We start from the raw sequence: 11,912 nt of genomic DNA on the forward strand, positions 1-11,912 counted from the left end.
ATGGAGAGAAAGAATATGTATTTAATTAAAAACGGAACCGTTCATACAGGGACGGGGAAAGTGCTTGAAGAACATGATATTTTAGTTGAAGGAACGAAGATTAGAAAGATTGGAAAGAATCTTTGTGAAGAAGATGCAGAAGTGATTGATGCAACCGGAAAACAGGTTTTCCCGGGTTTCATTGATCCACATTCTTCTATCGGAGCTATGGGGATTCCGACTCGTTACAGAGATAATGCAGAAACTACAAATGTAATCAATCCGGATCTGAGCGTGAAGTATGCCATCGATCCAGATGAAGTGAATGCACAGGAATTCTACAAATCAGGAATTACATCTGTTGGATTTTCACCGGATCACAGCAATGTGATCGGAGGACAGATTACAGTGTGTAAGACAGCTCCGGATCATATGGCAAACCGTATTGTAAAAGAGCACGCAGCAATGAAGGGAAGCGTATGCTCAACCGTTAAGGATGTATATGGTGCAAGTAACCAGATGCCGAAAACAAGAATGGGAATTTTCCATTTGCTCAAAGAAGCAATCAGAAAAGATGACCTTTTGAAGAAATATCAGATGCCATTTGTCATCGCAGCAGAAACTGCAGGTGAGGTTCAGTGTCTTATGGAGCTTCTGAAAGATGAAGATATCCAGCTTACAATCGTAGACGGATTTGAATTCGGCGATGCGATCGAAGAACTGAAAGAAAAGAAAGTTGGAATTATCTTTGGTAATTTCAGCAACCTGTCACAGATTTCAAAACATGAAATCGATCTTTCCAGATTAAAAGAACTGGTAGAAAACGGAAACCGCATCGCATTTACAAACACATGCAAAGGTGCTTCTGAAGGTAGAGAAGTATTCATCTGGAGTGCAATCGAAGTATATCGTGCAGGAATCGATGCTGAGGATGTAGTAAAAATGATGACGATCCAGCCAGCCGAGATGCTTGGTGTTGCAGATCAGATCGGAAGTATCGAAGTTGGAAAAGACGCGGACATCACAATTTACAGTGATCATCCTGTAAAATCTTATGCGGCACACGTACAGTTTTGTATGATAAATGGAAAGGTGGTATTATCGTAATGCAGACATTAATCAAAAATGGTATTTTGTATACAATGACAGAGGATAAGGGCATCTTTCAGGGTGATATTCTCGTCGAAGGAACAAAGATCAAAGAAGTAGCAGAACATATCAGTGAAGACTGCTTAGAGGATGGAGATAAGCTCATTGAGGCAGAAGGATATTATGTTCTTCCGGGACTTATCGATGCACATTCTCACATCGGATTATTTGATTTCAATGTGGATCCGTGTGTAGACGATGCCAATGAGATGACAAATCCGGTTACTCTTTCTGTTGATGCACGTTTTGGAACAAATCCAAATGCAAGAGAATTTAAAGTAGCTTATGAGCACGGAATCACAACCATGCTTCTGACTCCGGGAAGCGGAAATGTATTTTGCGGACTTCCGTTTGCACTTAAAACTTATGGAAACAATGTGTTTGATATGACAATCAAATCTCCATGTGCTGTAAAGATTGCTCTTGGCGGTAATCCGAAAAATACATACGGAGATCAGAGAAGACTTCCGATGACAAGAATGGGAATCGCTAAGGTTCTGGATGATACCTTTGCAAAAGCAAAGAAATACATGGAAGACAAAGAACAGAATAAAGAAGTGGAGTATGATCCGGATATGGAAGCTCTTTGCCTGGCTTTAAAAGGAGAAATTCCATGTAAGATCCACTGTACACAGTATGATATGCTCACAGCAATTGAGATTGCGAAAAAATACAACGTACACTTCTCATTAGAACATGCATGGGGAGCAACCGATTATCTGGATGAAATCGTGGAAAGCGGATGCGATGTATGTTACGGACCGATTGCAACTTACCGTAGTCCTGGAGAACGTAGAAAAATCGATGTGGAAGCTGTAAAAATGCTAGATGACAGAGGAGTGAATGTGGCGATGATCACTGATTCACCGATTCTGAGTGAAGAATCTCTGTATCATCATGTGGGAGAAGCAGTGCGTGAAGGACTTGCACAGGAGAGAGCAGTAAGAACGGTTACGATCAATGCTGCAAAAGTGCTGGGCGTAGAAGACCGTCTGGGAAGCCTGGAAGAAGGAAAAGATGCAGATATTATTGTAATGAAAGGAAAACTCGGACTTGATACCGATGCAATGGTATACTATACGATGATTGAAGGTAAGATCGTATATCAGAAATAGAAACCAGATTGATAGATAAAAAAGAGAGATCAGTGAATTTCAAATATTCACTGATCTCTTTTTATTCTAATTAGATGATAGATTCTTACTGTCCATTGCCAGAATCTGAGCCGCCGGTATTGCCGGAATCAGTGCCGCCACCGGTATTACCGGAATCGCCACCGGTATTACCAGAATTGCCACTATTATTACCGGAATCAGTGCCGCCGCCGGTATTGCCGGAATCACCGCCGGTACCACCGGTAGTATCCCCATTAGTGCCGGTAGAGTTACCGGAGGAGTTTCCACCCGTTGTACTATTAGAATCGGATTTGTCATTCGAATTTTTTGTACTGTTTGTGGTAGTTGACTTGCTTGCATGTCCGGAACATGTCTCGGTCGGGACAGTATCCGGATCAAACCATTCGGTCTGTGACGGACAGCCGGAACCGGCAAGTTTACCGGAAATTGTACATACGCTCTTCTGAACGAGAGAACTTGGCATCTCGAAGTCTTTGTAGGTAAGTCCCAAAGCTTCATCGATCCGGTTCATGATCTTAGCCCAGATCTTGAAATGATAGTTCCAGCTTCCTTCAGACATTTCCTGGTTACCATCGTAACCCATCCAGATACCACAGGTATAATACGGTGTAAATCCTTCGAACCAGAAGTCACGGTTGTCGGAGGTTGTACCGGATTTACCGGATGCAGGCATATTATTGAGCTGTGCATCGGTTGCAGTACCCTTTGTGACAACATCCTGCATGGCGTTGGTAAGAAGTGCCGCAGTTGTATCTTTGATCACAGTGTGGCTTTCCGGATTGGAGTTGTCGATCAGGACATTACCATCATGATCCAATACCTTTGTGTACAGGGATGGTTTGTTATATACACCGCCGTTTGCAATGGATGCATAGGCTGCTGTCAGTTCATAGTTGTAAACACCATGGGAAATACCACCAAGAGCAAGAGACTCTACAGCATCGTCTTCGGTAAGTGTGGAAAGACCAAATTTCTCGCAGTATTCAAAACCAAGATTGATACCAATCTTATTCAATGTCTTTACCGCAATGATGTTCATGGACTGTTCGATCGCCTGACGGTATGTTACGGTACCTTTATAGTAATCGCCCCACCAGTTATGAACCTGATGATGTTCCAGGTCGTGCTGATAGTAGTATTCTTCATCAACTTCGGTGGTAGCAAGTGTAAGATCTGCGCTGTCCAATGCCGGAGCGTATACGGCAAGAATCTTGAATGTAGAACCTGCGTTACGGGTAGAACCCTTGTATGCGCGGTTCAGTCCACGGTTGGTTGTCTTTTGTCCACGGCCACCGACAAGAGCTTTGATCTGCCCTGTTTTCTGATCGATGATGGTAAGTGAAGTCTGCGGCTGTGGAGAGAGGTTGACGTACTCATCATAGGTCTCGCCATCCTGGAGAAGACTGTTACGGAATGCGTCAATTCTTTCCTGTGCAGCTTCCTGTGATCCGAAGAGAAGTCCTTCATCATCACCGTACTGATCTGCCCCGAATTGTTTCAGGTGTCCGGCACTGTAGTTATCTACCGAGCCATCAGTATGATAGACTGTGAGGGCATAATCAACACCCCAGTCAATATTGGCCGGATAATTGTTGTCATCATTCAATTCTTCATCACAGATGTTCTGCATCGTAAGATTCTGAGTTGAATAAATGGTGAGACCACCGCTGTACAGTGCGTTCTCTGCCTGTGTCTGGGAATATCCAAGTCCGTCTTCTGAGGTGAGATCTTCGATCAGCTGCTCAGACAGGGCATCAACAAAATAAGAGTTGACGGTGTTGGTCTCTTCGATCCGTGTATTTACGTTCTGAATTCTGGAATATACGTCATCTGCCAGTGCTTCATCATGGGCAGCCTGGTCGATCCAGCCCTGATCGAGCATATTATCCAGAACTTTTTTGCGGCGGGTTGCGTTGTCTTCCGGATTGGTGATCGGATTGTATCTTCCCGGATTCTGTGTGATTGCAGCGATGGTTGCAGATTCGGAAAGGTTAAGTTCATTGACATCCTTATTAAAATATCTCTGTGCGGCTGACTGTACTCCCAGACAGTCCTGACCAAGGTTGATCGTGTTCAGGTAGCTTTCAAGGATTGAATCTTTATCAAGCTGCTTTTCAACCTGAATTGCGAGATACTGTTCCTGGATCTTACGTTCCAGCTTTTCTTCAAAAGTGTTTTCATTTACAAAGTCAGGGAAGACATTGTTCTTGATCAGCTGCTGGGTAATGGTACTGGCTCCTTCAGAGAAGTTGCCACCATGAGTGATACCAACAACAAAAGCACGGATAATACCTTGGATATCAACACCGTTATGCTTGTAAAAACGGGAGTCTTCGATTGCGACGAATGCATGCTGCAGATCCTTCGGGATCTGATCAATCGTCTTATATACACGGTTGGCACCTGCACCGGTGAATTCGGCTATTGTTGTCGTGCCGTCATCTGCAAGTGCGGTGGACGTATAACCCTGTGGTTTGATGCTGTCAGCTGTAATCTCAGGTGCATTATCAATCACATGCCTGATGATAAAGCCACCTCCGATCGCTGCGAGGATACAGCAGACAAAGATACATAATAGAAAACCTTTAAAAAGGCGAACGCCCAGTTTCTTTTTGTGCATATTCTTTTTCGATGTTATGCGTTTTTGTTTTTTAGAAGCTTTTCGCTTTCCATAATTCATGAATGCTTCCTCCTTCATATTGCAATATTATATCAAACTTGATAATTTAAATAAAGGAAAACTTGAAAACTTCAATGTTCCATTTTACAAAATTAAGAAAAATTTCGGAAATATAGGGAAATTGTAACATTTTTGTAATTTTCTTGCATCTGAAGAAATAGATTTGTATACTGGGAATAGTGAAAATATAAGGAAAATGAAGGGAAAAACGCAGACATGCAGGAAGAATATAAAACAGTATACCGGGGAGGAGAAGGGGAAATTGTTGAAAAGAAATCCCGTTTTATCGCAACGGTAAGACCGGTACACTCAGAAGAAGAAGTACTGGCATTTATAGAAGAAGTGAAGAAAAAATACTGGGACGCAAGACATAACTGTTTTGCTTATGTGATCGGTGTAACAAATCCAACTCTGAGATGTAGTGATGACGGGGAGCCTGCAGGTACAGCAGGAAAACCGATGCTGGATGTGCTTACAGGGGAAGGTCTTCACGATACGGCGGTTGTTGTGACCAGGTATTTTGGCGGGACGCTTCTGGGAACAGGTGGTCTGGTGCGGGCTTATCAGGGAGCAGTAAAGGAAGGTCTTCAGGCAAGTACTGTGATCACAAAGCGCCTGGGTTACCGGTATGAGATTGGAACGGATTATACCGGACTTGGGAAGATCCAGTATATCCTCGGACAACGGCAGATCAGTGTGCAGGATACACAGTATACGGATAAAGTGCTGATGAAAGTGATTCTGCCTTATGATCAGGAGCAATGTGTGGTTTCCGAGATTACAGAGGGAACAAATGGACAGGCTGTGATCGAAAAAGGAGACAGCTGCTATTTTGCGGAGGATGGAAAAGAAATCCTGGTTTTTGAGGAATAGAACAGGAAAAAGAACCCCTATACAGAACGGAGAATCCGTTCTGTATAGGGGTTTTAATGTCTTAGTATACAGGAGGAACTGCAGACAGCAGGTTCTCTGTATGAGCTTATTGGTTTACTGGAATTCCGGTTCGATCAGACCGTAGGTTCCATTCTTTCTCTTATATACAACATTGACTTCGTCTGTCTCAGCATTGCTGAATACGTAGAAGTTATGTCCGAGAAGTTCCATCTGAATGCAGGCATCCTCCGGGAACATTGGTTTGATGCCGAAACGTTTGGTACGGACGATCTCAATCTCGTCTGACTCTGCTGCCGAAGTATCGGATTCAATAAATTCCTGACGGAAATCATGTCCGCCCTGCTGTTTTGCAATCAGTTTGGTTTTATACTTTCTGAGCTGACGCTCGATAATTTCTTCTACGAGATCAATGGATACATACATATCGCTGCTTTCCTGCTCGGAACGGATAATGTTTCCTTTTACAGGGATCGTAACTTCGATTTTCTGACGTTCTTTTTCTACACTGAGTGTAACGATAATGTCAGTTTCAGGAGTAAAATACTTTTCCAGTTTTCCTAATTTCTGTTCTACAGCCTGTCTGAGACCAGGTGTGATGTCAATGTTTCTTCCGCTAATGATAAAATTCATACAGCTCAACTCCTTTTTTCTCATATTTCTCATAGTATGTACGGAGATAAGTGCATCTATAAGAGCTTGACCGGCAGGATGTATAGATAGTTTTTATATCCTTCCGGCTATAGCTACATTATACTCTATCATAGGGGAGAGATGCAATGGTAAATGCAAAAAAATTATTAAAATTCTGTAAAGAAAACTGAATTATCAGAAAATTCTGTCAATGTATGGAGCGGATTACTTCGATACGACTGATCTTGCCGTTATGCATTTTGGCAACGCGCAGACCAAAATTATCGAAGAATGTACTTGCACCAACACCAATTTCTGTTTTTTCCTGTTCAAATCTTTTAGTGATCACGTCATATAAGGTTTGTTCATCTTCATACGGAATATGGACGTGCAGGATGCTGTTTACAATCCGTGCTTTTGTAGTAGCACGGAAAATAATTTTCTCAGATTCATCAAATTCAATAAAAAGGAACTTTCTGGTTGCAAATAAAAGTGCGATGGAGATCACACCGATCAGGCTGGATACCGGATTATTATGTGCCATGATCACCTGTCTGGCGATGGCAAATAACAGCACCTCGAACACGGTGGAAGGCTTGTGCTGATAAAGCATACGGATCAGCTCGACACCAATGATCAGATTGAAACAGGTTTCTACCAGGTCTTCGTAATTTGGATAAATATTCAGATCCGGAACATTTGGCATGGACAGGATCAGCTGGACAAGCAGAATGATGATTCCGGCAGCCAGAACGAATGAAATGATAAATTCCAGAAGTACGGTCAGCTTATGGAGTGCTGCGTTTAAGTATTTTTTCATAAAAAATCCCCCTTGTTCGTTGTATACAAAGATTGTAACGGATACAAGGGGGAAGTGTAAAGAAAAATCTATAGTTTTTTTACTGGAAATTGCTTCTCTTACGGAGTTTCGGATCCAGAATCTTTTTACGGATACGCAGGCTCTTCGGTGTGACTTCCAGAAGTTCATCGGTATCGATGAAATCAAGTGCTTCTTCCAGACTGAGGATTCTCGGCGGAGTAAGCTTTAAGGCTTCATCAGCACTTGAAGAACGGGTATTGGTAAGGTGTTTGGTCTTACATACATTCAGTTCGATATCATCTGTCTTCGCATTCTGACCGATTACCATACCGGAGTAAACCTTTTCACCAGGTCCGATGAAGAGTGTTCCACGATCCTGTGCGTTGAACAGACCGTAAGCTACAGCTTCACCTGTCTCGAAGGCGATCAGGGATCCCTGGCTTCTGTACTGGATATCTCCTTTATACGGAGCGTAGCAGTCAAAGGCTGTGTTCATGATACCGTTACCTTTTGTATCGGTCAGGAATTCTCCACGATAACCGATCAGACCTCTTGACGGGATGGAGAATTCAAGACGGGTGTATCCGCCATTAGACATTCCCATGTTGCGGAGTTCGCCTTTTCTCTGGCTTAATTTATCAATAACTGTACCTGTAAATTCATCCGGTACATCAATGTATACGGTTTCCATTGGCTCGAGCTGCTTGCCGTTTTCGTCTTTTTTGTAAAGAACTTCGGCTTTGCTGACTGCGAATTCATAACCTTCACGACGCATGTTTTCAACGAGGACGGAAAGATGAAGCTCTCCACGTCCGGATACCTTGAAGCTGTCTGTGTTGTCTGTCTCTTCAACACGAAGGCTGACGTCTGTATTCAGTTCACGGAACAGACGGTCACGGAGGTGACGGGAAGTGACGAATTTACCCTCCTGTCCTGCAAACGGACTGTCGTTGACAACGAACTGCATTGCGATCGTAGGCTCGGAAATCTTCTGGAATTCGATCGGAACCGGATTTTCCGGCGAACAGATCGTATCACCGATGGAAATATCTGCAATACCGGAGATTGCAACGATAGAACCGATGCCTGCTTCTTTTACTTCTACTTTATTCAGACCGTCAAATTCATATAATTTGCTGATCTTTACTTTTTTCTGTTTGTCCGGATCATGATGGTTTACAACAACTACATCCTGGTTGACAGAAATCGTTCCGTTATCGACTTTTCCAACACCGATACGGCCAACGTATTCATTGTAATCGATGGTGCTGATCAGCATCTGTGTACCTGCATCAGGATCTCCTTCCGGAGCCGGGATGTAATCCAGGATGGTCTCAAACAGAGGAACCATGTCTTTCGGTTCATCGTCGATATTGTAAGTTGCATATCCGTCTCTTGCAGAAGCAAAAAGGAACGGGCAGTCAAGCTGTTCGTCAGATGCGCCCAGATCGATGAGAAGTTCAAGAACTTCATCGATAACTTCATCCGGACGTGCTTCCGGACGGTCGATCTTGTTGATACATACGATAACCGGGAGCTTCAGTGCAAGAGCTTTTTTCAAAACGAATTTGGTCTGTGGCATGGCACCTTCAAAAGCGTCAACCAGAAGAACCACTCCATTGACCATCTTAAGGACACGTTCTACTTCTCCGCCGAAATCGGCATGTCCAGGAGTGTCAATGATATTGATCTTTGTATTTTTATAAACAACTGCAGTGTTTTTGGAAAGAATGGTAATTCCACGTTCACGTTCGATATCGTTGGAATCCATTACTCGTTCGGCTACTTCCTGATTTTCACGGAAAACACCGCTCTGTTTTAAAAGTTCATCTACTAATGTTGTTTTACCATGGTCAACATGGGCGATGATAGCGATATTTCTAATGTCTTCACGTTTTGTCTTCATATTCTCAAAACCCTTCTTATTACCTATTTAAAGTTACAACCCGTATAGTTTATCACATTTTGAAAAATTTACAAGTAGAAAGAAAAAAATTTGACTTTCTGCAAAAAAAGAGTTTACTTTTTGTTCTAAAAACTGGAAAAGCTTCATAGATTAGATAGTGATCAAGAGTAAGAACGCGGTAAAATACGCCTGCGAAGAGGAAGGAGATTTACATTATTATGTCAGATAAGATTATTGAAAATAACCAGGTAACGATCATGGGAAAGGTAGCAACTGAATTTTCGTTCAGCCATGAGGTCTTCGGAGAAGGCTTTTATATGGTAGAGGTAGAAGTGAAAAGACTGAGCAATTCAGAAGACCGTATTCCGCTGATGATCTCAGAGAGGCTGATCGACGTGACACAGGATTATACCGGAGAGTATATTATGGTGCACGGACAGTTCCGCTCTTACAATCGGCATGAAGAGCAGAAAAACCGTCTGGTATTATCCGTATTTGTACGGGAGATTTCCTTTATGGAAGAAGAACCTGACGGGACAAAGACCAACAGTATCTGGCTGGATGGCTATATCTGCAAGGAACCGATCTACCGGAAGACACCGCTTGGAAGGGAGATCGCAGATCTTTTGCTTGCGGTTAACCGCCCATATGGAAAATCTGATTACATTCCATGTATCTGCTGGGGGAGAAATGCAAGATATGCCTCCGGCTTTGAAGTGGGAGAGCATGTACAGCTTCTGGGAAGGATCCAGAGCAGGGAATATGTAAAACGGATTTCAGATACCGAGACAGAAAAGAGGGTTGCCTATGAGGTTTCGGTCAGTAAACTGGAAAAGACTCTGATTGACAGTGCCTGCATTTAATGCTAAACTGAATTTGATCGTTTAGTATCATAAAGCAACATGTCAGGAGGAATATTATGGCTATATTTACAGGATCAGGAGTGGCACTTGTAACGCCGTTTCATGAGGACGAGAGTATAAATTATGACAAACTGGATGAAATGCTGGACTACCATTGTACACATGGGACCGACAGTATTATCATCTGCGGAACAACAGGTGAATCCTCTACTTTATCAGAAGAAGAGCACATGGAATGCATCAAATTTGCAATCGAGCGTGTCAAGGGAAGAATCCCGGTGATCGCAGGTACCGGTTCCAACAGTACCTACACAACGATCCAGATGTCAAAAGAGGCAGTAGAAGACGGTGCAGACGGACTGCTGCTTGTAACACCATATTATAACAAATGTACACAGGACGGACTGATCGCACATTATACCGCTGTTGCAAAAGAAGCAAAAGCACCAATCATCCTTTACAGTGTGGCGAGCCGTACCGGTGTGAATATTGCTCCGGAGACAGTTGCAACTTTACATAAAAATATAGAGAATATTGTTGCGGTAAAAGAAGCATCAGGCAATATTTCCCAGATTTCAAAGATCATGCAGCTGACAGATGGCAAGATCGATCTGTATTCAGGCAATGATGACCAGATCGTACCGCTCCTTTCTGTTGGAGGAAAGGGTGTCATCTCAGTTCTTGCGAACGTGGCTCCGCAGTATACACATGACATCTGTGCAAAGTTCTTTGAAGGAGATGTCAAGGGAAGCTGTAAGATGCAGCTGGATGCGATTCCGCTGATCGAGAAGTTATTCTGTGAAGTGAATCCGATTCCGGTTAAAAAGGCTTTAAATCTGATGGGATGGCAGGCAGGTCCTCTGCGTATGCCTTTGACAGAGATGACAGAAGCACATACAGCACAGCTTGCAAAAGAACTGGAAGCATTTGGAATTAAACTGGCATAATAAAGGGTCAGATTATAGAGAAAAGGGACTGACTGGAGTATCCATCAGTTCCTTTTGTGCTATACAGGAATTTGTGAAAAGATACACAAGAAAATGGAGATAACAAGGAGGAATACAAAATGGTTAAGGCAATTATGCATGGATGTAACGGAAAAATGGGACAGGTGATCTCGGAACTTGTAAAGGAGGATGATGTGATCGAGATCGTGGCAGGTATTGATAAATTCACCGGAATCGAGAATCCGTACCCGGTATTTACAAGCCTTGCAGAGTGTGATGTGCAGGCAGATGTTGTGATTGATTTCTCAAACGCAGCAGCAGTTGATGAGCTCCTGGATGTATGTGTGGAGAAAACTCTTCCGGTTGTTCTTTGCACAACAGGACTTTCTGAGGAACAGCTTGCAAAGGTGAAAGAAGCAGGAGAAAAAGTTGCGGTTCTCCGTTCTGCAAACATGTCACTGGGAGTCAATCTTTTGATGAAGCTTTTAAAGGATGCAGCAAAGGTTCTTGCTCCTGCAGGCTTTGATATTGAAATTGTAGAAAAACATCATAATCAGAAAATTGATGCTCCAAGTGGAACAGCGATCGCACTTGCAGATTCGATTAATGAAGCGATGGCTGACCAGTATGTATACAATTATGACCGCAGCCATGAACGAAAAAAACGTGAGAAAAACGAAATCGGGATCGTTGCAGTACGTGGAGGTACGATCGTTGGACAGCATGACGTCATCTTTGCGGGGGCAGATGAAGTGATCGAATTCCACCACACTGCATATTCAAAAGCAATTTTTGGAAAAGGTGCAGTTGAAGCTGCCAAATTCCTGGCTGGAAAACCGGCAGGAATGTACGATATGAGTGATGTGATCGGACTGTAAGCAGAAAAAGCTTTTATACAAGAGGGAGGA

10 protein-coding genes are annotated in these 11,912 nt (G+C 43.0%); 6 read left to right on the forward strand and 4 right to left on the reverse strand.

Features of this window, described 5'->3' with window-relative positions:
- The first annotated feature begins 15 nt into the window (after positions 1–15).
- Positions 16–1,086, forward strand: coding sequence for an amidohydrolase family protein (locus tag PG840_RS01900; protein ID WP_270613322.1), 1,071 nt, complete (start codon positions 16–18; stop codon positions 1,084–1,086).
- Positions 1,086–2,243 carry an amidohydrolase family protein gene (locus PG840_RS01905; protein ID WP_195488242.1) on the forward strand — a complete coding sequence of 386 codons (1,158 nt, stop codon included), beginning with the start codon at positions 1,086–1,088 and terminating at the stop codon, positions 2,241–2,243. The genes PG840_RS01900 and PG840_RS01905 overlap by 1 nt, the downstream gene beginning before the upstream one ends.
- 85 nt (positions 2,244–2,328) lie before the next feature.
- On the opposite strand, the gene PG840_RS01910 is transcribed toward PG840_RS01905, so the two are convergent.
- Positions 2,329–4,944 (reverse strand): transglycosylase domain-containing protein, encoded by a 2,616-nt coding sequence (locus tag PG840_RS01910; protein WP_270613323.1) that lies wholly within the window; start codon positions 4,942–4,944, stop codon positions 2,329–2,331.
- A gap of 216 nt (positions 4,945–5,160) precedes the next feature.
- On the opposite strand from PG840_RS01910, the gene PG840_RS01915 reads away from it, so the two are divergent.
- Positions 5,161–5,817, forward strand: coding sequence for a YigZ family protein (locus tag PG840_RS01915; RefSeq protein ID WP_008374480.1), 657 nt, complete (start codon positions 5,161–5,163; stop codon positions 5,815–5,817).
- Between the two features lie 114 nt (positions 5,818–5,931).
- On the opposite strand, the gene hpf is transcribed toward PG840_RS01915, so the two are convergent.
- From hpf to typA, 3 genes are all read right to left on the reverse strand, one after another.
- Complete coding sequence (hpf, locus tag PG840_RS01920) at positions 5,932–6,468, reverse strand: ribosome hibernation-promoting factor, HPF/YfiA family (protein ID WP_022220288.1); 537 nt, start codon at positions 6,466–6,468, stop codon at positions 5,932–5,934.
- Between the two features lie 208 nt (positions 6,469–6,676).
- Positions 6,677–7,288, reverse strand: coding sequence for a transporter (locus tag PG840_RS01925; RefSeq protein WP_008374483.1), 612 nt, complete (start codon positions 7,286–7,288; stop codon positions 6,677–6,679).
- Between the two features lie 79 nt (positions 7,289–7,367).
- A complete protein-coding gene (gene typA / locus PG840_RS01930; protein ID WP_118218133.1) occupies positions 7,368–9,194 on the reverse strand; it encodes a translational GTPase TypA in 1,827 nt (608 codons plus the stop codon).
- Positions 9,195–9,412: 218 nt separating this feature from the next.
- Between typA and PG840_RS01935 the strand changes: the two genes are divergently transcribed.
- The 3 genes from PG840_RS01935 to dapB all read left to right on the forward strand — a co-directional run bounded on the left by PG840_RS01935 (position 9,413) and on the right by dapB (position 11,882).
- Positions 9,413–10,057 carry a single-stranded DNA-binding protein gene (locus PG840_RS01935; protein ID WP_008374486.1) on the forward strand — a complete coding sequence of 215 codons (645 nt, stop codon included), beginning with the start codon at positions 9,413–9,415 and terminating at the stop codon, positions 10,055–10,057.
- 56 nt (positions 10,058–10,113) lie between these two features.
- Positions 10,114–11,004: a 4-hydroxy-tetrahydrodipicolinate synthase gene (gene dapA, locus PG840_RS01940; protein WP_173687657.1), complete on the forward strand. Its 891-nt coding sequence runs from the start codon at positions 10,114–10,116 to the stop codon at positions 11,002–11,004.
- Positions 11,005–11,123: 119 nt separating this feature from the next.
- The gene (dapB, locus tag PG840_RS01945; RefSeq protein ID WP_270613324.1) at positions 11,124–11,882 is read left to right on the forward strand and encodes a 4-hydroxy-tetrahydrodipicolinate reductase; all 759 of its coding nucleotides are present in this window, start codon (positions 11,124–11,126) and stop codon (positions 11,880–11,882) included.
- Positions 11,883–11,912 lie beyond the last annotated feature (30 nt).

Origin of the sequence: Coprococcus sp. AM97-35 (assembly GCF_027697525.1) — a bacterium.
GTDB lineage: Bacteria > Bacillota > Clostridia > Lachnospirales > Lachnospiraceae > Allocoprococcus > Allocoprococcus comes.

Bases quoted from the DNA above. Each gene is read 5' to 3' on its own strand.
- PG840_RS01900 (WP_270613322.1), top strand. From the start codon at position 16: ATGTATTTAATTAAAAACGGAACCGTTCATACAGGGACGGGGAAAGTG.
- PG840_RS01905 (WP_195488242.1), top strand. From the start codon at position 1,086: ATGCAGACATTAATCAAAAATGGTATTTTGTATACAATGACAGAGGAT.
- PG840_RS01910 (WP_270613323.1), bottom strand. From the start codon at position 4,944: ATGAATTATGGAAAGCGAAAAGCTTCTAAAAAACAAAAACGCATAACA.
- PG840_RS01915 (WP_008374480.1), top strand. From the start codon at position 5,161: ATGCAGGAAGAATATAAAACAGTATACCGGGGAGGAGAAGGGGAAATT.
- hpf (WP_022220288.1), bottom strand. From the start codon at position 6,468: ATGAATTTTATCATTAGCGGAAGAAACATTGACATCACACCTGGTCTC.
- PG840_RS01925 (WP_008374483.1), bottom strand. From the start codon at position 7,288: ATGAAAAAATACTTAAACGCAGCACTCCATAAGCTGACCGTACTTCTG.
- typA (WP_118218133.1), bottom strand. From the start codon at position 9,194: ATGAAGACAAAACGTGAAGACATTAGAAATATCGCTATCATCGCCCAT.
- PG840_RS01935 (WP_008374486.1), top strand. From the start codon at position 9,413: ATGTCAGATAAGATTATTGAAAATAACCAGGTAACGATCATGGGAAAG.
- dapA (WP_173687657.1), top strand. From the start codon at position 10,114: ATGGCTATATTTACAGGATCAGGAGTGGCACTTGTAACGCCGTTTCAT.
- dapB (WP_270613324.1), top strand. From the start codon at position 11,124: ATGGTTAAGGCAATTATGCATGGATGTAACGGAAAAATGGGACAGGTG.